Below are 21,833 nucleotides of genomic sequence, written 5' to 3'. Positions count from 1 at the left end.
GAGCTTGTTTGAGCCTTTGAGTTTTCCACCCTGGATTTGCCGATGTGAAATGTGGTCTGATGACTTATTAAAGCCGTTTGTGTACCCCATATTCAACGAGATGAGGCATTTGAAGAAGCTTTTAGCGCAATTTGCAAACCAGTAATTGCTCGCCCTTATCCGCGAAATGTTAAAGGTGAATATATTTATAAAGAAATTCATGAAGCATATGTGATGTGGCAAGAAGCCAAAGCTCAAGCGATTCCTGAAGGTTTTGTGCTTATGCCAAAAAATCCGAGCGAAAAAATATTGAAAGCTATTTATGACAATAAAAACTCTACAGCTAATGCATACAGAGCAATAATCAAAGCACAGGAGCAAGGCCATGACAGCTAAAATTTTAGACCCTTGCTGCGGCTCCCGGATGATGCATTTTGATCGTATTAATCCGAATGTTGTTTTTGGGGATATTCGAACAGAAAGTCATATTTTGTGTGATGGGCGTTCTTTAGAAGTTGCACCGGACATTGAGATGGATTTTCGTAATATGCCTTTTAATGACGGCCAATTTAATTTAGTTGTTTTTGATCCACCTCACTTGATTAAAGCAGGCCCTTTAAGTTGGCTGGCACTCAAATATGGAAAGCTTCATGAAAATTGGCGTGATGATATCCGCAAAGGCTTTTCAGAATGCTTCCGTGTGTTGGCCAATGGTGGTGTGCTGATATTTAAATGGAATGAAACTCAAATAAAAGTCAGTGAAATATTGGATCTGACAGATCAAAAGCCAGTGTTCGGGCACATAAGTGGAAAACGCGCTAATACGCACTGGATCACTTTTATGAAGATGGAGTCAGCCGATGACTGAACTATCCCCTGCTGAAATCNTGGAATGAAACTCAAATAAAAGTCAGTGAAATATTGGATCTGACAGATCAAAAGCCAGTGTTCGGGCACATAAGTGGAAAACGCGCTAATACGCACTGGATCACTTTTATGAAGATGGAGTCAGCCGATGACTGAACTATCCCCTGCTGAAATCGAACTTTTAGAAGAATTTCGCGAAGACCTGGCGCCACGGCATGTATCCGGAATGTTTTATACAACAACATTGCCAGCTGAACTTGTCACGCTGTTATACGCGATTATTGATGAAAAATTGGCTGCGGCAGATGGGTTGCCTGCGGCAGTTAGAAAAAGTTTGAAGGAGGTGTCATGATGGTTGCATCAGAATTAAAACCAGAGGAACGCTTAAGCCAGCTTATCTCCTCTGGAACAAGCTTAGTTGGACATACCGACTTTGCAAAAGTAATGGGATTAAAAGCCAATACAGTAAGAGTTTGGGCAACACGCGGCAACGGCCCTATTCAACCGGTGATTATTAATGATGTATATAAATGGCGATTAACTGATATACGAAATCTTCTCAAGATTTAAAACCAGCACCCTAGGGTGCTTTTTTAATGCCTATTCTGGTTTAAAGTATTGTTTTTATCTGCTTACATAGCGCTTACATGGATTCTAAAAACAAAAAACCACTTAGGATTAGTACACCTAAGTGGTTGTTTTATATGGTGGGCCCAGACAGACTTGAACTGTCGACCAACGGATTATGAGTCCGCTGCTCTAACCAACTGAGCTATAGGCCCTATAGGCTGAACTCTTTATATATCAATAAGTTCAAGCGGAAAGAATATTATCGGAGATTATTTTAAAATACAAGCATTTTTAAGACTGCTTGCACATTAAGACAACAATCCCCCAAAAATGGCCAATCTATAGCAAAAAAGTAAACAATAGCCTTTTCAAAAATGAAAAAATTGATGATAAATAAAGCAATAAGCAATCAAGAAAAGAGATAAAAACCGCAGCCAATTGCAGCACTGATACTTTATAAGTATCAGAACATCACACACCAATAACGTTGATTGTTTCAGAAATAAGATCCGCGATTTAAATATAAATCCTGCCGATCTCCAAAATTAGAGATCAAACTGTTCCTGCTTTTTTGATTCTGTATAAAATTCAATCAGCGACCACAGCAACACTAAAGCAAAAATTACTGATGCAAACAAAAAAGCAGTCAAATAAGTCATTTTTCTCAGCCTCTGCAGAATATCTATGACTTAAAAAAGCATCGTACATTTTTCAAGTCCTACGACAAAAGTCTAATAAGAATTAGGCTGTCTGAATAGACATGAGGCTATTTTTTTTAATATTCTTTTTCTATGTTTTAAGACTAATTTTCTATGAATACAAATATAATTATCGTTTTAAAGTCTTAGTCAGCTTCCTGCATCTCTATTAGCAATAAACTATAAAAATGCAAATGTATTTTATTTATCTGCTTTCGCAAATTTCCTATTGACTGTCCTCTGAAACAAGCAGAAATTAGCGCAGATTGCCTTTGCAGAAACTGTAATTTTGTATGTTGAAAAAATTTATCGGTGAAACCTCATTCAAATTGGCTGGCTGGACTTATGAAGTAAAGCCGGATGTGCTTGAAAATAAGCAAGTCATTGTCGGCTTTGAACACACCTCTATGATGGATGCGGTACTGTCTCTAGCCCTCTTCCAAATTTATGACTTAAAAATTCATACCCTTATTAAAAAAGAATTGTTTAAAGGTCCTTTGAAGCCTTTTTTAACGGCGGTTGGCGGCATTCCTGTAGACCGCAAGTCGAGCAAAGATATTGTTTCGCAAATGGTTGAGCATTTTGAAAAAAATGAAAAATTCAATCTGGTGATTGCGCCTGAAGCGACCCGTGCAGAGCGCGGTGAAGCCCGCAAACCCATCCGCACTGGGTTCTGGCATATTGCTAAAGCGGCTGGCGTACCCATTGTTTTAATGTATGCCAACTCTAAAACCAAGCAAGGCGGCATCTTTGGAAAAATTTATCCAACAGAACTCGACTATGACCTCGCTTTGATGAAAAAACTGTATAAAGAAAATGTTGGACTGGACATTATTATTCCAGAACCCAAAAATCAGGCATGATTGTTTAAAAACTCGAAGGCTAGCCCTTTATCAAAAAAAAGGGCTTATGGTAGAATTTGCACAATCTGATAGGCATAAAGCCAATCTACAAGGAGCATATTTCGCATGGCGGGTCATTCCAAGTGGGCTAACACAAAGCATCGTAAAGCAAAACAAGATGCGAGCCGCGCTAAAGTATTCACAAAATTCATTCGTGAAATCGTTACAGCTGCCCGTTTAGGCGGCGGTGATGTTGCGTCTAACCCACGTTTACGTGCTGTCGTTGAGAAAGCCTTAGTTGCAAACATGACACGTGACACCATCAACCGCGCAGTTCAGCGCGGTGTTGGCGGTGAAGAAAATGCTGATTTAAAAGAAGTCACTTACGAAGGTTATGGCGTTGGCGGCGTTGCGGTTATCATTGAAACAATGACTGACAACTTAAACCGTACAGTGCCTGATGTTCGCCATTGTTTCTCTAAAACTGACGGTAACTTAGGTACTGCTGGTTCAGTGGCATATATGTTTACTAAACGCGGTGAAATTACGTTTGAAGATGTGTCTTTAGAAGACAAAATCATGGACGTGGCTTTAGAGGCCGGCGCAGAAGACATTGAAGTGGATGAAGATGAGATTTTAGTCATCACAACACCTGAAACTTTTGGTGAAGTTCAAGATGCGCTCACAGCAGCAGGTTTAAAGTCTGACAATGCTGAAGTAGTAATGAACCCTTCAACTAAAGCCTTGATTTCAGATGTTGATCAAGCGAAAAAAATCGTAAAAATGATTGATATGTTTGAAGATTTAGATGATGTGCAAAACGTTTATACAAACGTTGAATTCACAGAAGAAGTTTTAGCTCAGCTTGATGAGTAATCTTTCAAAAAATTAAAAAACGCGCTCATAGGCGCGTTTTTTTATGCTTGCCTGTAATCAACAGGCTGCAGCTGATAGATGATGCTGATCAGCCGCTGTCTTTTAAGCTTTGCTCAGCAAACCTGTGCAATTAAATACGTTGTATTCCTTAATCACAAAGCTCGAATGCAGTGCTACAACATGTTCAATTTTACCAATGCGCTTGAGCAGGACATCACTGTAATTTTCCATATCCTTCGCAACAACTTCCACAATAAAATCAGCCGACTGCCCCGTGACTAAAAATGCATTTATCACCTCAGGAATGCTTTCCAGTTCTTCTAAAAATTTCGCAAAGGTGTCTGTATCATGCTTACTCAGCGACACCTGCAAAAGCACATGCAGGCTAAACCCCAGCTTTTGATAATTCAGTTCCCGTTTCAGCCCAGAAATCACCCCCGCATCAATAAGATGCTTAATTCGGCGGTGTACAGAACTGACTGAAAGATTGATGCGTTCAGATAATTCATTCAGATTTAAATCTTCATGCGTTAAAATTTCTAAGATTTGCTTATCAAAACGATCCAATTCCATTTTTTCTCCAGTTACTGCCCGCCGCATATGCATGTTTCAATGCATTGAATAAATAACTTTGAACAGCCTATGGGGATTTTCTCCCGATTAAGGCCATTTAAATTATTCTTAAAATGCCGGACAGTTTTTAAAATTTATTTTCATGTATTCTCCATATATAAAAAATATATTTATATTTTGCAAATTATTTTGACTTATTTTTTCTTTTTGATTGCTGTTAACCGTAAAATTTCCTACTTTCAACCCGCTTATCCGTTCTGTGAATTTCATACCTCAAACTGTTGATTTTTTATGCCGCTCATCCGTAAGACATGGCAATCCGATGAATATTTTATTGTTTAAAAATAATTAATTATAAATAGCACAAAACCCCAAAAGAGACTTACATCACATTAAACTGCTGACGGATGCGTCATGCAAATTTTACTTTCCCTTAAAAAGGCTTTAAAAAATTTCAGTTTGAAAAAGAACAATAAATCTTAAAACAATAAGGAATAAATACACATGGCGATCAAGTCTCTTAGCGTTCTGACCTCTAAACTCAGTTCAGCTCTCAGTCCTGCTTTTCAGCTGAATTCATCATCGGCGCAATTAAAGCTGAACAGCACGGCGCTCAGCAGCCTGCTAAATCCTGAAAAAATCAGCAGCACCCTCTCAAACTTATTTAGCGCTGCCAGTGCACCTAAATCCAGCGCAATTGACCTAAGCAGCTTGACCAATTCATTGCCTAAAATCATGGATCTGATGCAAAGCATTCTTTATAATCAAACTTCAGGCAGCAATTCAAATTCACTGAATACGTTGATGCAGACCTTACAGCCCTTGCTTCAATCCTTGAGCGGAACAGGCTCGGCACAGCAAGGCGAATTGCTTCAGGCTTTGCCAGCTGTGATCAGCAGCGTGCAAACGCTGATCAGCAGCTTTAATGGGCAAAGTAATCTGCCAGACAATATTTCATCAGCCTTAACCGCCATTAAACCGCTTTTAAATGTGCTCAGCAGTGTGGCAGCAAATACCGATGCTGCGCAAATCATATCAACATTAAATCAAGTTTTAGAACACGCGCAGCCTTTAATTCAAGCAGCCGGCTCAATCGCTGCTGACCATGCAGACTTAGGGGATATTGCCCAAGGCGCAGCGCAGGCTTTAATGCCTCTGCTGGCGTCAATTGATACAGGCAATACGAATATTGATATGGCCAAGCTGCAGCAAGCGCTTCCAGCGGTGATTGGCAGTGTGACAACTTTGATTTCCACCCTGACCCAGGCCAATCAAGGCAATATTCCTGAAACCATTTCTGGCGTGATTAAGGGCATTAATCCCTTGATTAAAATGTTGGAAAACAGCGACGCCTTAGACAGTATGCAGGCGGATACCGTGCACAAAGTTTATGACGTCTTAAACAGCGTGAAAACTGTTTTAGACTTTGTCAATGATCCTTCATTGCTGACGTTGTCTAAAGATTTAAACCAAGTGATCGATTCACTGAAGCCTGTCATTGCCATGATTGACCAAAAAGGCGATTTCAGCGCGCTGCTGGATCACATTGAAATTCCTGACTTAAGCGGCCTGCTGACCGGCGCCTATAAACCTGAGCTGTTAGCAGGCAGCACGAAAAGCGCATTGGGTGACCTGCTGAATGGAACCGAAAATCATCTTCCCAACATTAGTGACTTGTTTCAGAACACCAGCAGCCTAGGCACGATCAATTTAAGCGATCTCATTACGCAAGCGCCTGCATCGGCTGCAGCCCCAAATACCGCTCAAACTGCGCCGCAAGACTATATGTCATTGCCGAATCCAGCGGTCCAGTTAGATCTTGAACAGGCCGCACACTACATTTGATTACAGCTTACTGCTTTACCGCAAAAAAAACGCACGTTAAAGTGCGTTTTTTTGCGGCGTTGAACGGTTAAACCCCGCGCCAATCCACCCGTGAGTTGCGTTCAGTCTGATAAATACGCAGCACATACTGCCCAAGCGGCAAATCCGTTAAATATGCTTTATAGGCTTTAAAATCTTCAGATAAATTTTCGGAATGCTCTTTTTCCCAAGGTGTTCCAGCAACTTCCAAAATCGGTGCGAGCATTGAACAAACCGCTATATCCGCCAGGCCTAAGCGGTCGCCAACCAAATATCGGCAGCCATGCTGAATGAGCCGCCCATTTAATTCTTCAATAATGCCTTGCATCGCCTCTTTCGAGTGTTCCACCCGGTCAGAGTCTAATTGATACCCTTTCGAGACCAGCGCCTTAATCAAGGGTTTTGAATATTTTTCAAATTGGCGCAAATAGCCCTTCTCACCAATTAAAATATCTAAAGATTCTTCATTTTCTTTCAGCACATGCGACAGCGCCCAGCGGCGCACATGGCGGCCTAATTCAACAGATAGTTCATTGATCTCCAGCGCCTGCTGACGAAGGTCTGCATCCGCACGCAGCAAGGCATGCTCAGGATACTGATCATCCAGATACAGCGCGATTTGGGTGGAATCTGCAATCCACTGCTCCCCATCACGTAAAATAGGCAATTTGTTCTGCCCGGTTTTTAATTGCGCAAAGGCCCGGTGCACACCGGGCATCAAATTATGAGCTGTATATTCCAGTTCTTTGTAATCCAGCAGCCAGCGCGCTTTTTCACAGAAGTGTGATAACGGAAACTGGTATAACGTACGCATAAATGCTCCGAATTTATTGTTTTCCACGACCCAGCATTGCTAAGTATTTTAGTGGGATACTTTAGACATACCGTTTTAGAAAAACAATGGACTTTTTACCTTAAATTAAATATTAAAAGTATTTGCGAATGAATACATTTATACATATTTAGCGCATGAATATATGAAAAGATGATATAAAATTTATAATTTTAGTTTGAAATTAAATAAATTTAATATTTTTCATAATATTAACATATAAAAATACAATACATATTAATCAATAATTCTCTAAAAGACATTTTTTGATATTTAAATCTGAATCCATCATTTAATTTTTCTACACTGAACAGTTAGCGTTTTGATATCTAGTACAGGTGTCATTATGTCTCGTTTAACTGCTGAAAATATTCATATAATCGAAAGCGATCAAGAAGCAATTACGGCTGCCTATCATGTGGCAGATTTTGCTCTGGAAGGCCGCAATGAGCGTGATCAAAACCGTCAGCTTCCCTTTGCCGAAATTGATTTATTTAGTCAAAAAGGCTTAGGCGGCATCCGCATTCCGAAAGCATTCGGCGGCGCGTTTGTTACCAACAAAACACTCGCACAAGTCTTCCGTATTTTAAATAAAGCCGACTCCAGTGTCGGGCAAATTCCGCAAAATCAAATTGCCCTGCTGAACATGATTGACATCATAGGAACAGCTGAGCAAAAAGCCTTTATTTTCAATGAAATTTTAAAAGGGAAGCGCTTGGCCAATGGCGGCCCTGAACGCAATACCAAAGATACAAGAACCTTAAGCACTTTTTTGCAGATCGAAGATGGCAAATATTTTATACACGGTGAAAAATTCTATTCAACAGGCAGCAGTTTTGCGCACTGGCTGACCATCAAAGCCATTCATCCTGAAGGCCATGTGGTTTTAACTATTGTTGACCGCCAATCTCAAGGCCTATCTGTAATTGATAATTGGGATGGTTTTGGACAGCGCACAACGTCAAGCGGCACGGTTAAACTCAATCATGTTGAAGTGGATGCTTTTTTAATTTTTGATGAACGCAAACTGGCGTCGCAGCCGAGTTACCGCGGCGCTTTCTCACAGCTGCTTCAAGTTGCCATTGATGTCGGCATTGCCGAAGCGGCTTTTGCAGATACCGTTGCAGCCGTCAAAAAAGCGCGGCCTATTGCCGATGCGCAGGTGGAAAAAGCCAGTGAAGAGCATTACACCCTGCAGGAAGTCGGCAAATCTGCTGTGCTGCTGGATGCCGCCATCTTGCTGCTGGATGAAGCTGCTGAATATTTAGATGAGCTGGATCTGCTGAAAAATGTCAGTGATGAGCAGGCCGCCAAAGCCTCGATTTTAGTGGCGGAAGCCAAAGTCTATGCCAATGATGCCGCATTGCAGATCTCTGAAAAACTCTTAGAGCTGGGCGGCAGCCGCTCCAGCTTAAATGTGCACAATTTTGACCAGCACTGGCGCAACGCCCGCGTGCATACCCTGCATGACCCAATCCGCTGGAAACTGCATGCTCTAGGCGACTATTACCTGAACCATACCTTGCCCGCCCGCCACGCTTGGATTTAAGGAGAACACGATGACTTCATTTCAAAATATTGTGCCGTTTAAATCGGGTACTGCCTCTGAAACAGCGCATGCGCATATTATTCGCTCTGATGCTGAAGCTTTGGAAATCGCGCAGCGTTTGGCTGAAGAATTCAAACAGACCGCCGTGGCCCGAGATGCACAGCGCATTTTGCCATTTGAGGAAATTGAAGCGTACAGCCAATCTGGCTTATGGGCCATTACCGTGCCGAAAGCATACGGCGGCGCCGATGTTTCCAGCTATACCGTCGCGCAAGTCATTGCGATGATGAGCGGTGCAGACGGTTCAATCGGCCAAATTCCGCAAAACCACTTTTATGCGCTGGAAGTGCTGCGCAATACAGGGACTGAACAGCAGAAACAAAAACTGTATGCGGAAGTGCTGCAAGGCGCACGATTTGGCAATGCCTTAGCGGAATTTAAAACCAAAAGCGCATCTCAAAAACAAACCGTGATTTCACCAAAAGCGGATGGCTATGAGATCAATGGCGAAAAATTCTACTGCACAGGCAGCCTGTTTGCACACCGCATTCCCACATTAGTCAAAGATGCGGAGGGCAATGAATTTTTAGCTTTTCTTCCACGTGACAGCCAAGGCTTAGAACTGGCTGATGACTGGTCTGGCTTTGGGCAGCGCACCACAGGCAGCGGCACAGTAAAGTTTCATCGTGTCCCCGTGGCTGCTGAAGATGTCATTCCATTCGGCACTGCATTCTCTGAACCCACGCTTGTTGGCCCATTTGCGCAGATTATGCATGCCGCGATTGAAACCGGCATAGCCCGCGCCGCTTTTGAAGAAACCCTTGTCCGTGTCCGTCAAGCCCGCCCATGGATTGATTCTGGTGTCGAACATGCCATCGATGACCCGCTGACCAAATTTGAACTTGGACGCATTATTGCCGATGTGCGCGCCAGCGAAGTGTTACTGAAACAAGCCGGACGCTCAATTGATGCTGCCCGCCCTCAGCCAACTGCTGAAAATGTCGCCAAAGCCTCTTTAGATGTGGCCAAAGTCCGCGCGCACAGTTCAGAAACTGCACTCAAGGCATCTTCCAAGCTGATTGAACTGGCAGGCAGCCGCGGCAGCCAGCGTGCAGACGGCTTAGACCGATTTTGGCGCAATGCCCGCGTGCATACCCTGCACGACGCCTCACGCTGGAAATATTACTTTATTGCCAATTATTTATTAAACGGTGTCCTGCCGCCGCGCAGAGGGACATTGTAATGACAAATAATCATACTGCAGATGCACATGCATCAAATCACATCATCCTGAATGCCTTTGACATGAATTGTGCGGGCCATATCAATCATGGCTTGTGGACACATCCACGTGATGAATCGCACCGCTTCAATGAACTCAGCTATTGGACAGACCTTGCCAAGACCTTAGAACAAGGCCTATTTGACGGCTTATTCATTGCGGACATTACCGGCGTGTATGACGTCTATCAAGGCAATATCGACCTGACGTTAAAAGAGTCGATCCAGCTGCCGAGCCATGACCCAAGTACTTTAGTCTCCGCGATGGCAGCCGTGACGGAACATCTCGGCTTTGGCGTCACGGTGAATTTAAGCTATGAAACGCCCTATCAATTTGCAAGGCGCTTGGCCAGTTTGGATCATCTAACCCAAGGCCGCATTGGCTGGAACATTGTCACTGGCTATTTAGACAGCGCCGAACGGCTGATTGGACAAAAAGGCTTAAAAGATCATGACCTGCGCTATGAACAAGCCGAAGAATTTTTAGAACTTTGCTATAAGTTCTGGGAAGGCTCTTGGGAAGATGATGCTGTGCGCAAAGACAAAACCCGGCGGATTTTCTCTGACCCAGCCAAAGTGCATGTCATTCAGCATCAAGGGCAGTTTTACCAAAGCCAGGGCGTGTTTCAGGTGTCGCCTTCTCTCCAGCGGACACCAGTACTGTATCAGGCAGGCGCTTCCCCGCGAGGCCTAGCCTTTGCCACACAGCATGCAGAAGGCATGTTTATCGGCGCAGACAAGCCTGAAAAAATAAAGCAGCAGGTGGATAAAATCCGCACCCAAGCGCAGGAACAAGGCCGTGACCCGCATGCCATCAAGCTGTTTGTCGGCATCAGCGTGGTGACAGCAGAAACCGATGAACTGGCGCAGGAAAAATTGGCTGAATATATCCGCTATGCCAGCCCGGAAGCAGGCCTGGCGCATTTTTCCAGCTCGGTCGGCATGGATCTCAGCAAGTTTTCAGATGATGAAGCGATTCCTTATCAAAAAACCAACAGCATTGCCTCAGTCAACAGCAAATTCAAAGAACAGAAAATCACGCCAAAGGATTTAAAGGCGCAGCTCAAACTCGGCGGGCGCTACCCGCTGATTGTCGGCAGCGGCGCTTCGGTTGCCGAGCAGCTTATTGAGCTATTCGATGAAACGGGCGTCGACGGCTTTAATCTCACCCGCACGGTTGCGCCAGAATCACATCAGGATTTTATCCGTTTGGTCATTCCAGAGCTGCAGCAGCGCGGGCGCTACAAAACTGAATATGCGCATGGCAGCTTGCGCAACAAGCTGTTTCAAAACGGCAACCGCCTGTCTGCTCCGCACCCTGCTGACCAATACCGATTGCACAGCGCAGCGCAAAAGCTGGCGCCGCAATCTGCCGAGCACACTGAATAAACACATTACACAGACTTAAAAATTTCGAGGGAACCTATGGCGCTTAATTCAAAATCCAAACTGACATTGATCGGCGCAATTGCAGCCGCCTTGATTATCGGACTGCTGGTTTGGAATCATCAGAAGAAATCGGTTGCAGATGAATTGGTGATTGGCATCAGTCCATCATTTGCCAAACCGCTGCAGGCAGCTGCAGAAGAAGCTAAACAGCAAGGGCTGAATGTCAAATTAGTGGAATTTTCGGACTGGAATACCCCCAATATTACTTTAAGTCATGGCGATATTGACGCTAACTTTTTCCAGCATCAGCCATTTTTAGACAATGCAAAAAAAGAAACTGATTTTAAAATCAAAGCTTTTGATGTCGGCGCTGCCACGCATGTAGGCCTGTATTCAAAAAAAGTTAAAAGCTTTGACGAACTTCAGCAAAATGCAAAAGTTGTCATTCCGAATGACCCTGTTAACCAAGGCCGCGCCTTGCAGCTGCTGCAGCAAGCTCAGTTGATTACGCTGAAACAGCCGGATAACTTCCTGTCTGGTGTAAATGATATTGCTGAAAACCCGAAAAAACTGCAGTTCATCGAAGTTGAAGGCCCGCAAACTGCCCGCGCTATTGACGATGCCGACTTGGCTTTTGGCTACCCGCATTACTTGCGTCTGGCCAAAACAGCCGATCCGGAAAGCGCATTACTGTTTGACTCTAACACCGATAAGCGTTTTGCCATTTTATTTGCGGTGCGTGACGACTACCAAGACACCAACGGCAAGCTGCGCAAATTTGTTGATATTTACCAAAATTCACCAAAAGTAAAACAGGCGCTGGATGCTGACTTTGGCGCAAAACTTTGGTTCCCAGGCTGGAAATGAGGGTCACATGATGCCAAATTTACTCCGCAAGAACCGTAAAATTTGGACAATCGCCATTGCGGCGGCTGTCCTCGCGCTCAGCCTCATTGCTTACCGCTGGTCAACGCAGCACACGCAGCGCAATACGCTGAAAATCGGCATTAGCCCGCCCTATGCCGAACTGCTGCAAAGTGTCGCGGATGACCTTAAACCGCAAGGCATCCATGTGGAGCTGATTGAATTTTCCGACTGGCAAGCGCCAAATGTTGCCGTGCAAAATGGCGATATTGACGCCAATTTTTTCCAGCAAAGCGTGTTTCTTGCCAATGCAGTGCAGCAAACTGGCTATAAGCTGCATGCTTTTGCAACAGGCAGCGGCAGCCATGTGGGCCTGTATTCCAAACACTATAAAACGCTGGACGCGCTGCCGCAAAAAGCGCGTGTGGTTATTCCAAGCGACCCGGTCAATTCTGCCCGCGCTTTAATTCTATTGAACCGCGCCGGACTGATTCAGCTCAAAGATATCAATAATGAACATTCAACACTTGCAGATATTGCGGCCAACCCGAAACAGCTGCAGTTCCTTGAAGTCGAAGGCCCGCAAACTGCGCTCGCCTATGACGATGCCGATTTAATCTTTGGCTTTCCGCATTACTTGAATATGGCAAAAAAAGCGGACCCGCACAGCGCGCTGTTTTTAGACCCTATTGACAAAAAATACGCGATCCTTTTTGTCACACGCAAAGACTATGCGGATGAAAACCAAAAATTGGCCGCCTTTGTCAGCACCTTTCAAAACTCTGAAAAAGTGAAAGCGATTTTAGACCGCGACTTTGGCAAAGGCATGTGGTTTGAAGGCTGGAAATAAGGAGAATTACGATGGTTAGTTTTGGTGCACATACGGAATTTTCCGTTCCCTATATTAAAATCCGCAACCTGAATAAATATTATACTGTTCAAGGAACACAGGTCCATGCATTGAAGGATATCAATTTAGATATTCCTAAAGGCTCTATTTTCGGCATAATCGGCAAAAGCGGCGCAGGCAAATCCTCCCTGATCCGCACACTGAATGGTTTGGAAAGCGTCAGTGATGGCAGTATTCATATTCACCAGCAAGATTTAGCCCGGCTCAATCACGCAGAGCTGATTCAGCTGCGTCAAAAAACCGGCATGATCTTTCAGCACTTCAACTTAATGTCGGCAAAAACAGTTTATGAAAATGTCGCGCTGCCGTTAAAAGTTGCGTCCTATCCGAAAGATCAAATTGATGCGCGTGTCAATGAAGTGCTCAATTTAGTTGGACTGAGCAATAAAGCCGACAATTACCCGTCACAGCTTTCAGGCGGTCAAAAACAGCGTGTCGGCATTGCCCGCGCGCTGGTGCATCATCCGGAAGTGCTGCTGTGTGATGAAGCAACCTCTGCACTTGACCCGGAAAGCACTTCAGTTGTTTTGTCTTTACTGAAAGAAATTAATCAGACCTTAGGCATTACCATTGTGCTCATCACCCATGAAATGCAGGTGATCCGTGAAATCTGTGATCAAGTCGTGGTGATTGATCACGGTGAAATTGCAGAATCAGGCCAAGTCTGGTCAGTGTTTTCATCACCGCAGCAAAAAATCACGCAGGAATTGCTGAACCTGGAACAGCTGGATCTTCCGATTGATTGTCTGCCGGACATACAGCCAGACAGCACTTACAGCATTTTAAAATTGCGCTATGAATCTGCCGTTGATCAATCCCCCAATTTAAAGACGATTTTTGAACAGTTTGATGCGCCTGTACATTTACTGCAAAGCCATGTCGATACCATTCAAAACTATCTGATTGGTTCATTCATTATTGCTTTGAAGCAAACCGATGCTGATTTCAACGCATTGTCTGCCAAATTAAAACCGTCTATTGCACAGCTGGAGGTGCTGGGTTATGCAAAATCAGCTTATTGATTTATTAGTGACTGGCCTGATCGATACCCTATTAATGGTTGGGTCTTCGGCCATTTTGGCGTTTTTAATTGGCCTGCCGTTGGCTATTCTGCTGGTTATCAGCTCTGAACATGGCATCTACCCATCTAAAGGCATTAACCAAAGCTTAGGATGGATCGTGAACGTAACGCGCTCTGTGCCATTTTTAATTTTAATGGTTGCGCTGATTCCCCTGACCCGCTGGATTGTCGGCACCAGTTATGGCGTTTGGGCCGCCGTTGTGCCGCTGACTTTAGCTGCAACGCCATTCTTTGCCCGCATAGCGGAAGTCAGCCTGCGCGAAGTGGATCATGGCCTGATTGAAGCCGCGCAAGCCATCGGCTGCAACCGCAAGCAAATTATCTGGCATGTGCTGCTGCCGGAAGCGCTGCCGGGCATTGTCGCAGGCTTTACCGTCACCCTCGTCACTATGATTAATTCATCGGCGATTGCAGGCGCCATTGGCGCAGGAGGCTTGGGCGATATTGCCTACCGATATGGCTATCAGCGCTTTGATATGCACATCATGCTGGCGGTAATTGTGGTGCTGGTCATTTTAGTCATGCTGGTGCAGGCTGCCGGAGATACCATTTCCGCACAGCTGGATAAGCGCAAGATTTAAGTCTAACGTATTGGCCTGCTCCCGCAGCTCAACCAAGCCATGACTTTGTCATGGCTTTCATGTAAAATCATCGGCAATTTTTATATAACACTGTGTGAGTCATTTCATGGGTTTTAATTGCGGTATTGTCGGCTTGCCGAACGTTGGTAAATCTACACTTTTCAATGCATTGACTAAAGCTGCGATTGCTGCAGAAAACTTCCCATTCTGTACCATCGAACCAAACACAGGCATCGTGCCTGTACCTGACCCGCGTTTGGATAAACTGACTGCTATTGTTAAACCGCAGCGCGTCATCCCAACCACGATGGAATTCGTAGACATCGCAGGCCTTGTAGCTGGCGCATCTAAAGGCGAAGGCTTGGGCAACCAGTTCCTTGCCAACATCCGTGAAACTGACGCAATTGCTCATGTAGTGCGCTGTTTTGAAGATGAAAACGTGATTCACGTAAATGGCAAAATTGACCCGCTGGACGATATTGCCACCATCAACACAGAACTGGCGCTGGCTGACTTAGATACAATTACTAAAGCAATCACCCGTTTAGCGAAATCTGCCAAAGGCGGCGACAAAGACGCGATTGCAACCAAAGCCGTTTTAGACAAAATCTTGCCTCTACTTGAAGAAGGCAAACCTGCCCGCGCTGCGGACTTAGACGATGATGAACGCAAGCTAGTACGCGGTTTTGGCTTAATGACTTTAAAACCGACAATGTACATTGCCAACGTGGCGGAAGACGGTTTTGAAAACAACCCTCACCTTGATGCTGTGAAAAAGCTAGCAGCTGAAGAAAATGCGATTGTGGTGCCGCTATGCAATCAAATTGAAGCGGAAATTTCATTGCTTGAAGATGAAGACCGTGCTGAATTTTTAGAAGCTTTAGGCATGGAAGAGCCTGGCTTGAACATCGTAATCCGCGCAGGCTATGGCTTACTTGGCCTGCAAACATACTTTACGGCTGGCGTACAGGAAGTCCGCGCTTGGACAGTTAAAATAGGCGCAACGGCACCGCAAGCGGCTGGCGTTATTCACACTGACTTCGAAAAAGGCTTTATCCGCGCTGAATGCATAGCATATGATGACTTTGTGCAGTACAACGGTGAAGCTGGCGCGAAAGAGGCTGGCAAATGGCGCTTAGAAGGCAAAACGTATATCGTTCAAGACGGCGATGTATTGCACTTCCGTTTTAACGTTTAAACCCAATTGGAAAAGCCAGCATTAAGCTGGCTTTTTTATTTGCAAAATTTGCGCATTGCCCATCTTTCATGAACGCTGCTATGTGCAGCATGTGCGCGTCATGCTAGATTCTTTTCTATGTTCTGCGCTATTTTTATTAAAATTCATAAAAAATGATGCTCTTTTATTAATTTTCTGATTGTTGTTTTTTGATCAATACAAGCTTAAACCCTGCTTAAAATCTCAAAAAAACCCACAGTTTCACTGTAGCTGATTGCATTTCAGCAACCGCATTGCAACTGAATCATGAATCAAATTTGCCTAATTTGGAAACAGGCGCTGATGCCTGTTTCCAAAGAATAACAGCAATGAAAAAACTCAGCACAATTCTGACTGCAGTAATCTTCACCATGCTTAGTGCAACAGCATTTGCGTGCCCTAAAGGGACAACCGCTACAGGCGGCACAGGCCCCAATCATAAAGGCGGCACCTGTGTTCCAGCCAAAATGCATGCAGCTAAACCGCATGAAAAAGCTAAAAGCCAGGCCACTAAAGAACACGCCAATATGATGAAGCCTGCAGAGCAAAATATGCACAATGCCAATATGAAAATGAACAAGCCAGCAACAGATATGAATAAAACCCATACCGAGATGAATAAGCCCAAACCATAAGGTTAAAAAAGCCGGTTCAATAAACCGGCTTTTTTATCATTCAACTTTTTAAATTAAGAGATGTTCACAATTTTGGCATCCATCAATGCCCGCTGCCTCCTTGCCTCTCCCAGCATGCGCTGTTCTATCTCTTTTCTGAAGCCCAGCATAAACACCACTTCCGCTAACACAAATAACGGTCCGATGGCTAAGCCAATCACATCATCCATAAAGGCTGGTTTTTTCTTTTCATAAAAATGACCAATAAATTGGATAACCCAGCCCACAAAAAATATGCCTAAGCTGGCACCTAGCCATGCACCCATACTCCATTGCGCAATCATATGCGACAGCGGGTAAGACACGGCAAAGATCAACAGCATGAGGAAACCAAATATTTTATCTAAACTTAAATAATAGATAACCGTCATAGCAATAATCAGCAAAGCCAGCGTAACTTCAAAACCTGCAACCATTACCCCAGCACGGGCGGTTAAACACATAATTGAAAATACAATCAGCGGAATGCCAACAAAATGCGTTAGGATATTTTTATGATCCAGATGATAAGCTGCATACTGGCTAAGCAGCTGTTCGAGTTTAGTCATGGTGATGCGTCCTTGTATTAGTTATGCTTTCACGCGATATATCGACTATATAAGAAAGCCGATACTCGAGTTGTCGTGCAGACGACAAGTGTTGCTCTGACCGCTGCATTCAACTGAAAATGGAATTTCACTTATGCTTGACCCGCAGTATCTACCGCATTTAAACAATAATTATTGGTATGCACAGCTAAGCCCTGATTTTCAGCGCTATATTTTAGAACATGCCCATTTACAGCATGTACAAAAAGAACAGCGCATCTTCCTATCAGGCGATGCCTTTGATGGCATGTATGCCGTTTTAGAAGGCGCAGTACGCCTAGGCTATATTGATATACAGGGCAAAGAAGCAGTTGCTGCTATTGCGGAACCCATTATGTGGTTTGGAGAGATCTCTCTGGTAGATCAGCAGCCGCGCTCACACGATGCAATAGCTATCCAAAAATCTACAATTTTGCATCTGCCAAGCGCCAGTATTCAGCAACTGCTGCATGAGCATCCACAGTTTTGGTTTCATATTGCACAATTAACCAGTCAAAAGTTGCGCTTTGCATTTTTAGAACTCATTTCAATACAAACTCAAAATATTAGTCAGCGCCTTGCACAGCGCCTGCTGTTTATTTTAAACGGCTATGGCAATCATATTGAAATTGAACAGCATAGTATTCATATGTCGCAGGAACAGCTGGCGCAGCTGCTCGTTTGCTCACGGCAAACGGTCAATCAGGAACTTCAAGAGTTAGAAAAACGCGGCGTGCTTAAACTGGCTTTTCGTAAAATAGAAATTTTAGATACTGCTCTGCTGCATCAAATTGCATATGCATGGCCGCACTCTTAAAATCTAAGGCACGATACAATTAATACCGTTGTACAATTTAGGTGCAGTATAGTGCTCTATTTTGGATCGATTTATTTTATTGAATTATATTAGTGCGGTTTTACATCTGTTAAAAATATTAATCTGCCAGATTAAGACAACAGTTGGCAAACATTCACGCTGTCAAAACCATTGGTGCATGGCGCAACTTCTTGAGCATTAGATTCAGATTCAACACTTGTATTGGCCTGTACATTTACGGCTGCAGTTAAACATGCTGCCATTGTTAACATCATTAAAACTTTTTTCATCTTTATCACCATTCATCTTCTTTTGAAATGACATCTACGAAACTTCTTTTACGCAGTTATTTTTACATATTTTATCAAATAACGATAATTCACATTTTTTATTACATTATTGTATTTTTATATTATTCATTGCTTTTACATCTTAGCAAGAAAACAAAAACTAGAGAAAATAAAAACATATCCATTATGTTTCAATTATTTAAGTTTAAAAAAATACCACACCCATAAATTTAAACCTTCTTTTTAAGACACAATAATTCTTATAAAAGCCATTTTTATTTTTTTAATTTATGCTTAATTTTCTTATTTTAAAAACAGCAGTGTTAAAAAAACCGCTAAATCAGCTTTAACGGTTTTTAATCACAGCGGTTATACACCCACTTTTTTCGGATCTGTATTGCCTAACTGCGGCTGCTCAATCGCACCCTGACACTGTTTTTTATCACGCTCATAATCCGCTTGCTTTTGCGCAGCAGTATCTGTCTTCTCTATTGTTTCACGCGCCCAAATTTCTAAACTGGTCAGCGCTTTACGGCACAGTGCATATTTGCCTTCTGTAACAGAGTCAGTCATTTTGACATTAATGCGCCAGTCCGTACTCAGCTTGCGAGCAGGTTTTCGAACGTGCTCTTCCAATTGATCAATCTGCTTGCCGTACACCAACGGATCAACTTGATTTATGAACTTCCATGCTTCATTTGCATATGCCGTTGCGTCATTACTGAGTTTTGGCGCAGGCTTAATGACGACTTTGTCTTCTTGAGCGTCAGATGAATTGCCGCAAGCTTGCAGCAACAGTACACTGCTCATCAGCATTAGGGCTTTTAAAGTATTCGGTGCAAAGCTGAACATCGCAAGTTCACTCATACAAACTATTCGGCACTATGCTAGTAAATTCGGATACAATACACAATCTCATTTGACCTATTGATCAACTCCCCCGCTAAGGTGTGTCGTGTCAGAGCACAATCCCTCTCAAGTACAGCCCGCTGGCTTTTGGCAAGGCGCTAAAGATAGCCAAGCAATTATTTTTACCTATCTTCCTGTTTCTTTTGCCTTTGGCGTTTCTGCGACTCAATTCGGCTTCAGCGCATGGGAAGCTTTGTTTTTGTCCTGCTCAATGTATGCAGGCGCCAGCCAATTTTTAGTAGTCGCCCTGCTCGGCAGCGGCACGTCCATTTGGATGACCGCACTTACGGTAATTGCCTTAGATATTCGTCATTTACTCTATGGCCCTGCCTTACAAAACCTCATTCAAGACCGCTTGAACCTTAAAAAAACTGCTGTTTGGGCATGGGGCTTAACCGATGAAGTTTTTGCATCGGGCATGATTAAGCTGTCGCAGCGCCGTCAAGAGTGGTCAGAATCTTGGATGCTGGGTTTAAGTTTATTCAGCTGGATGTCTTGGGCGCTGGGCTCTTTTTTAGGTGGACTGTTTGCAGATCAAGTCAGTAATTTGCCACAGTTTTTGCAAGCGGCATTAGACTTCTTATTACCTGCGCTGTTCCTCAGTTTCTTATTAGCTGCCTTTGAAAAGAAACACAGTTTTGTCGTTGCGGTCACGATCATTATTTCCGCAATCGCTTGTTATTTTATCGATTTATCTGCCGCCATTTTCATTGGCATTTCATCAGGCATCTGCGCAGGACTGTTTAAACATTATGTGCTTAAACAGCCTGATCCAGAGCATATGGGAGGCTAATTATGAGTTTAGAGATAATCTTGGTCGGCATTGTGGTCGGCATTGCCAATTTTGCTTCACGCTTCGGACCATTTTATTTTATTCAAAAATTCCAGCAAGGTTCACAGCATCGCGGTTCTTTATGGCTAAAAATTGCTTTGGGCTCCATTGGTATTTCAGCAATCAGTTCTATGCTTGTAGTGGCTACTTTGCCGCCTTTACTGGAAACACCCAATAAAAGCATGGCGATGCTGGCGGGGTTTATCGTGCTGACAGGTTTATATTTTAAATTCAAGAAAATTGTACCCGCCACATTGACTGCAGCGCTTACTTATGGCTTGGTGTATACCTATGTGCCTTTTCATTTTTAAGGTCTGATGATGTAATCTACTCGCTTACATCAGAAGCCTCACCTTATTATAAAATTCGCATCTTAAGCGTCTAAATTCATATTTTTAGACGCTTTTTCATGAAGTCTATACAGAAATTCTGCCGAATTTATTCATAAATAAAATTGTTGGACAATATCATTTATTTATGTGAATTGCAGCTTAAACAAACATTCAGTTCTGGTATGCTAAAAGTCCATAAAATCAAGCATGGATGATACACATGAGCGTGACTATTGGTACCCCACTTCAATCTTCTGCTTTTAAAGTTTTACTTTTAGGCTCTGGCGAACTGGGTAAAGAAGTGGTGATTTCTTTACAGCGTTTAGGTGTAGAAGTCCACGCTGCAGACCGTTATGAACACGCCCCAGCCATGCAGGTTGCACATTATTCTTATGCACTGAATATGGCCGATCCAGCCGCACTAAAAGAGCTGATTAATCAAGTACAGCCCAATCTGATTGTTCCAGAAATTGAAGCGATTGCAACGCAGGTTTTAGTAGAGATTGAAGAGCAGAATATTGCCACGGTCATTCCTTCTGCCAAAGCCGTCAACCTCACCATGAACCGTGAAGGTATTCGCCGCCTTGCTGCTGAAGAACTCGGCCTTCCAACATCCGCTTACCGTTTTGCAGACACACTGGAATCTTTCCGTGCCGCCTGTGACGACATTGGCTACCCAAATTTTGTTAAACCGGTCATGTCTTCTTCTGGCAAAGGTCAATCCCGCGTAAAAAGCTTTGCAGAAGTGGATGCTGCTTGGGAATATGCGCAAACTGGCGGCCGCGTTAATCAAGGCAAAGTCATTGTGGAATCGCAAATTGATTTTGATTTTGAAATTACCCTGCTGACTGTTCGTGCTAAAAATGCGGAAACTGGTGAGATTGAAACTTCATTTTGTGACCCAATCGGCCACCGCCAAGACTCAGGCGATTACGTTGAAAGCTGGCAGCCGCAAGCCATGACGCCTGCCGCATTAGAAGAGTCTAAACGCATTGCCAATAAAGTGACCGTTTCGCTTGGCGGCTGCGGCATTTTTGGCGTGGAACTATTTGTCAAAGGCGACAAAGTATGGTTTAGTGAAGTATCTCCCCGCCCGCATGATACAGGCCTCGTGACGCTTGCATCTCAATTCCAAAGTGAATTTGAACTGCATGCGCGCGCCATTTTAGGTTTGCCGGTCAATACTGCACGCCATAGTACAGCAGCCAGCGCGGTGATTTATGCGGGGGTTGATGACACCAATTTATCTTTTTCTGGCTTGAATCTTGCTTTGGCAAATCCAAATACTGATTTGCGCCTCTTTGGCAAACCAGAAGGTTTTAAACGCCGCCGTATGGGTGTTGCAACAGCACGTGCAGAAACAACTGATCAAGCACGTGAACTGGCACTGCAAACCGTACAGTACATCAGTGTTCATCAAAACTAAGCTTGCTACACCATAA

General features: G+C 43.7%; 25 protein-coding genes and 1 tRNA gene. 20 read left to right on the top strand and 6 right to left on the bottom strand.

Going from position 1 to position 21,833, the window contains the following annotated elements; all coding sequences use genetic code 11:
- Positions 1-213 precede the first annotated feature (213 nt).
- The 4 genes from OKC24_RS11675 (at position 214) to OKC24_RS11655 (ending at position 1,416) form a co-directional block, all read left to right on the top strand.
- Positions 214-375, top strand: coding sequence for a hypothetical protein (locus OKC24_RS11675; protein WP_265465235.1), 162 nt, complete (start codon positions 214-216; stop codon positions 373-375).
- Entirely contained in the window at positions 365-847 is a 483-nt protein-coding gene (locus tag OKC24_RS11670; RefSeq protein WP_265465231.1) for a TRM11 family methyltransferase, read from the top strand. The genes OKC24_RS11675 and OKC24_RS11670 overlap by 11 nt, the downstream gene beginning before the upstream one ends.
- A 147-nt stretch (positions 848-994) precedes the next feature.
- Positions 995-1,198, top strand: a complete 204-nt coding sequence (locus OKC24_RS11660; RefSeq protein WP_265465229.1) for a hypothetical protein — start codon at positions 995-997, stop codon at positions 1,196-1,198.
- A complete protein-coding gene (locus tag OKC24_RS11655) occupies positions 1,195-1,416 on the top strand; it encodes a hypothetical protein (protein ID WP_265465227.1) in 222 nt (73 codons plus the stop codon). The genes OKC24_RS11660 and OKC24_RS11655 overlap by 4 nt, the downstream gene beginning before the upstream one ends.
- Positions 1,417-1,551: 135 nt before the next feature.
- On the opposite strand, the gene OKC24_RS11650 is transcribed toward OKC24_RS11655, so the two are convergent.
- Positions 1,552-1,628, bottom strand: a tRNA-Ile gene (locus OKC24_RS11650).
- Between the two features lie 779 nt (positions 1,629-2,407).
- On the opposite strand from OKC24_RS11650, the gene OKC24_RS11645 reads away from it, so the two are divergent.
- Both OKC24_RS11645 and OKC24_RS11640 read left to right on the top strand, forming a co-directional pair.
- Positions 2,408-2,977 (top strand): 1-acyl-sn-glycerol-3-phosphate acyltransferase, encoded by a 570-nt coding sequence (locus tag OKC24_RS11645; RefSeq protein WP_130145254.1) that lies wholly within the window; start codon positions 2,408-2,410, stop codon positions 2,975-2,977.
- Positions 2,978-3,082: 105 nt separating this feature from the next.
- A complete protein-coding gene (locus OKC24_RS11640) occupies positions 3,083-3,832 on the top strand; it encodes a YebC/PmpR family DNA-binding transcriptional regulator (RefSeq protein ID WP_130145252.1) in 750 nt (249 codons plus the stop codon).
- A 102-nt stretch (positions 3,833-3,934) separates the two neighbouring features.
- Here the strand turns inward: OKC24_RS11640 and OKC24_RS11635 are convergent, their stop codons facing one another.
- Entirely contained in the window at positions 3,935-4,405 is a 471-nt protein-coding gene (locus tag OKC24_RS11635) for an Lrp/AsnC family transcriptional regulator (RefSeq protein ID WP_005010857.1), read from the bottom strand.
- 504 nt (positions 4,406-4,909) lie between these two features.
- On the opposite strand from OKC24_RS11635, the gene OKC24_RS11630 reads away from it, so the two are divergent.
- On the top strand, positions 4,910-6,250 hold the full coding sequence (locus OKC24_RS11630) for a phage tail family protein (protein WP_130145250.1): 1,341 nt from the start codon (positions 4,910-4,912) through the stop codon (positions 6,248-6,250).
- 67 nt (positions 6,251-6,317) lie between these two features.
- Here the strand turns inward: OKC24_RS11630 and OKC24_RS11625 are convergent, their stop codons facing one another.
- Positions 6,318-7,082 (bottom strand): glutathione S-transferase family protein, encoded by a 765-nt coding sequence (locus OKC24_RS11625; RefSeq protein WP_130145248.1) that lies wholly within the window; start codon positions 7,080-7,082, stop codon positions 6,318-6,320.
- Between the two features lie 364 nt (positions 7,083-7,446).
- On the opposite strand from OKC24_RS11625, the gene OKC24_RS11620 reads away from it, so the two are divergent.
- The 9 genes from OKC24_RS11620 to OKC24_RS20035 all read left to right on the top strand — a co-directional run bounded on the left by OKC24_RS11620 (position 7,447) and on the right by OKC24_RS20035 (position 16,606).
- Entirely contained in the window at positions 7,447-8,649 is a 1,203-nt protein-coding gene (locus OKC24_RS11620) for an SfnB family sulfur acquisition oxidoreductase (RefSeq protein WP_265465222.1), read from the top strand.
- Between the two features lie 10 nt (positions 8,650-8,659).
- Positions 8,660-9,892 carry an SfnB family sulfur acquisition oxidoreductase gene (locus OKC24_RS11615; RefSeq protein ID WP_131277525.1) on the top strand — a complete coding sequence of 411 codons (1,233 nt, stop codon included), beginning with the start codon at positions 8,660-8,662 and terminating at the stop codon, positions 9,890-9,892.
- On the top strand, positions 9,892-11,319 hold the full coding sequence (locus OKC24_RS11610) for an LLM class flavin-dependent oxidoreductase (RefSeq protein WP_131277527.1): 1,428 nt from the start codon (positions 9,892-9,894) through the stop codon (positions 11,317-11,319). The genes OKC24_RS11615 and OKC24_RS11610 overlap by 1 nt, the downstream gene beginning before the upstream one ends.
- 36 nt (positions 11,320-11,355) lie before the next feature.
- Positions 11,356-12,186 carry a MetQ/NlpA family ABC transporter substrate-binding protein gene (locus tag OKC24_RS11605; protein WP_130145240.1) on the top strand — a complete coding sequence of 277 codons (831 nt, stop codon included), beginning with the start codon at positions 11,356-11,358 and terminating at the stop codon, positions 12,184-12,186.
- Positions 12,187-12,196: 10 nt separating this feature from the next.
- The gene (locus OKC24_RS11600) at positions 12,197-13,033 is read left to right on the top strand and encodes a MetQ/NlpA family ABC transporter substrate-binding protein (protein ID WP_130145238.1); all 837 of its coding nucleotides are present in this window, start codon (positions 12,197-12,199) and stop codon (positions 13,031-13,033) included.
- A gap of 11 nt (positions 13,034-13,044) precedes the next feature.
- Complete coding sequence (locus tag OKC24_RS11595; protein ID WP_265465216.1) at positions 13,045-14,115, top strand: methionine ABC transporter ATP-binding protein; 1,071 nt, start codon at positions 13,045-13,047, stop codon at positions 14,113-14,115.
- Positions 14,096-14,755, top strand: a complete 660-nt coding sequence (locus tag OKC24_RS11590) for a methionine ABC transporter permease (protein WP_005010874.1) — start codon at positions 14,096-14,098, stop codon at positions 14,753-14,755. Before OKC24_RS11595 ends, OKC24_RS11590 begins: the two co-directional genes overlap by 20 nt.
- 106 nt (positions 14,756-14,861) lie before the next feature.
- The gene (ychF, locus tag OKC24_RS11585; RefSeq protein WP_130145234.1) at positions 14,862-15,953 is read left to right on the top strand and encodes a redox-regulated ATPase YchF; all 1,092 of its coding nucleotides are present in this window, start codon (positions 14,862-14,864) and stop codon (positions 15,951-15,953) included.
- A gap of 347 nt (positions 15,954-16,300) precedes the next feature.
- Positions 16,301-16,606 carry a hypothetical protein gene (locus OKC24_RS20035; RefSeq protein WP_130145232.1) on the top strand — a complete coding sequence of 102 codons (306 nt, stop codon included), beginning with the start codon at positions 16,301-16,303 and terminating at the stop codon, positions 16,604-16,606.
- A 53-nt stretch (positions 16,607-16,659) separates the two neighbouring features.
- On the opposite strand, the gene OKC24_RS11575 is transcribed toward OKC24_RS20035, so the two are convergent.
- Positions 16,660-17,193, bottom strand: a complete 534-nt coding sequence (locus tag OKC24_RS11575; protein ID WP_130145230.1) for an Mpo1 family 2-hydroxy fatty acid dioxygenase — start codon at positions 17,191-17,193, stop codon at positions 16,660-16,662.
- 133 nt (positions 17,194-17,326) lie between these two features.
- On the opposite strand from OKC24_RS11575, the gene OKC24_RS11570 reads away from it, so the two are divergent.
- Positions 17,327-18,028, top strand: coding sequence for a Crp/Fnr family transcriptional regulator (locus OKC24_RS11570; RefSeq protein WP_130145228.1), 702 nt, complete (start codon positions 17,327-17,329; stop codon positions 18,026-18,028).
- A 131-nt stretch (positions 18,029-18,159) separates the two neighbouring features.
- Here OKC24_RS11570 and OKC24_RS11565 read toward each other — a convergent pair whose 3' ends face one another.
- Positions 18,160-18,291, bottom strand: a complete 132-nt coding sequence (locus OKC24_RS11565) for a hypothetical protein (protein WP_265465209.1) — start codon at positions 18,289-18,291, stop codon at positions 18,160-18,162.
- A gap of 396 nt (positions 18,292-18,687) precedes the next feature.
- On the bottom strand, positions 18,688-19,170 hold the full coding sequence (locus OKC24_RS11560; RefSeq protein ID WP_130145323.1) for a hypothetical protein: 483 nt from the start codon (positions 19,168-19,170) through the stop codon (positions 18,688-18,690).
- A gap of 103 nt (positions 19,171-19,273) precedes the next feature.
- On the opposite strand from OKC24_RS11560, the gene OKC24_RS11555 reads away from it, so the two are divergent.
- The 3 genes from OKC24_RS11555 to purT all read left to right on the top strand — a co-directional run bounded on the left by OKC24_RS11555 (position 19,274) and on the right by purT (position 21,817).
- Positions 19,274-20,020, top strand: coding sequence for an AzlC family ABC transporter permease (locus OKC24_RS11555; protein ID WP_130145226.1), 747 nt, complete (start codon positions 19,274-19,276; stop codon positions 20,018-20,020).
- 2 nt (positions 20,021-20,022) lie between these two features.
- Positions 20,023-20,370 (top strand): L-valine transporter subunit YgaH, encoded by a 348-nt coding sequence (gene ygaH, locus OKC24_RS11550; protein ID WP_130145224.1) that lies wholly within the window; start codon positions 20,023-20,025, stop codon positions 20,368-20,370.
- 232 nt (positions 20,371-20,602) lie between these two features.
- Positions 20,603-21,817, top strand: a complete 1,215-nt coding sequence (gene purT / locus OKC24_RS11545; RefSeq protein WP_171458885.1) for a formate-dependent phosphoribosylglycinamide formyltransferase — start codon at positions 20,603-20,605, stop codon at positions 21,815-21,817.
- Positions 21,818-21,833 lie beyond the last annotated feature (16 nt).

The sequence above is a fragment of the Acinetobacter entericus genome (assembly GCF_026168575.1).
GTDB classification, from domain to species: Bacteria; Pseudomonadota; Gammaproteobacteria; order Pseudomonadales; family Moraxellaceae; genus Acinetobacter; species Acinetobacter bouvetii.
The sequence above is the reverse complement of the archived record's forward strand: the minus strand, read 5'-3'. Positions and strand labels throughout refer to the sequence as shown.